Annotated in this window: 2 protein-coding genes; both read right to left on the bottom strand. The window is 68.6% G+C overall.

All coding sequences use genetic code 11. The annotated features are described in order from the left end of the window. Positions 1–507, bottom strand: a 507-nt coding sequence (gene tagF, locus ACSFA3_RS24535) for a type VI secretion system-associated protein TagF (protein ID WP_435507980.1), incomplete at its 3' end; no start/stop codon positions are given. A 1-nt stretch (position 508) separates the two neighbouring features. Further along, the coding region (locus ACSFA3_RS24530) for a type VI secretion IcmF C-terminal domain-containing protein (RefSeq protein WP_435507979.1) at positions 509–1,190 on the bottom strand (682 nt) is incomplete at its 5' end.

Here is a 1,190-nt window from a genome sequence, read left to right as displayed (position 1 = left end):
GATCGAGAGGATGTCGTCCGAGCCGCCACTGGCCGTCTGGAAGCCGGCGCGGCCCGCGGCCAGCACCTGGCTGTCGAACTGGTCGGGCGCCACGCCGTGGCGGATGGCCTGCAACAGCGCGGTACCGCACTGCCAGTACCACGCGGCCGAGCCTTCGAGCACCGACGGGCGGTAGTTCTGCGCGGCCACCTGCAGCGTGATGCACACGGGGTAGTAGCGGCCCACGCGGTCGCAGCTCGGCGCGATGCAGCCGAACTGCACGGCGTCCACGCCCTGCGTGGCGGGAATCGCGAAGTTCCACACCGGCGCCACGGCGTAGTGCCGCGTCATCGCATCGGGCCAGCGTTTGAAGCTGCCCAGGCCGTTCTGCATCCAGCGGTCCCACCAGGCCTGCAGCTCGCGCGGCATGCGGCGATAGAGAAAGTCGCCGGCGGCGGGCAGCTTGCCGTACCAGCCGATCTGTTCGTCGACGGGCACCCAGGCTTGGGGAGGAATGCTGCTGTTCATTTCAGGATTTCCCCGGGCAGGAGAAGCCGTTCTTCTGCGGCAGGCGCAGCGGGTTGTAGACGCTGTTGGCCGTCACCGCGAGCACCACCTTCTTGCCCTGCAGGTCGAAGCTCGCGTTGAACGATTCGGGCGAGCTGCCCGCGGAGATCGAGGCCTTGTCGAACAGCCGGTGCAGCGCCCACGGCCCTTCAGTCACGATGCCGCCGGCCGGCGTGCCGTTGGCCGTGGTCACCTGCAGGCGCACCTGGTTGCTGTTGCGCGGGCCGGGCCACTTGATGGTGCTGGGCGCCTGCGGGCCGTGCGCGTAGCGCACCGTCTGGCCGTCGACGTCGAGCGTGAACTGCGTGAGCGCCGCGTCCATGTCCTCCGGCCGGATGTCGATGGTGAATGAAGGCGTGCGCCCGCCCGCCATGCCAGAGAAGAACACGTCGCGGATGGCCTGCGCCTTCTGGAACGAATCGAGGTATGCCGAACGCCCCGCCGCGCTGCCGTCCACGCCGCGCTTGAAGGCCCACGGATTGACCGAGGTGTCGACCTGCGTGACGAGGTTCTTCTGGAAGAAGTCGTCCATCATCCCGCCCGGCGCGAACAGCTGCGCGAAGTCGCCCGAGGCCACGTCGCGGTTCGATCCGCGCGTGAACGGATAGCGCCCCGCAATCGCCTGGTTGCAGAACGAGCCTATG

It is taken from the genome of Variovorax glucosi, from assembly GCF_051216695.1.
In the GTDB taxonomy this organism is placed as follows: Bacteria; Pseudomonadota; Gammaproteobacteria; order Burkholderiales; family Burkholderiaceae_C; genus Variovorax.
The sequence above is the reverse complement of the archived record's forward strand: the minus strand, read 5'-3'. Positions and strand labels throughout refer to the sequence as shown.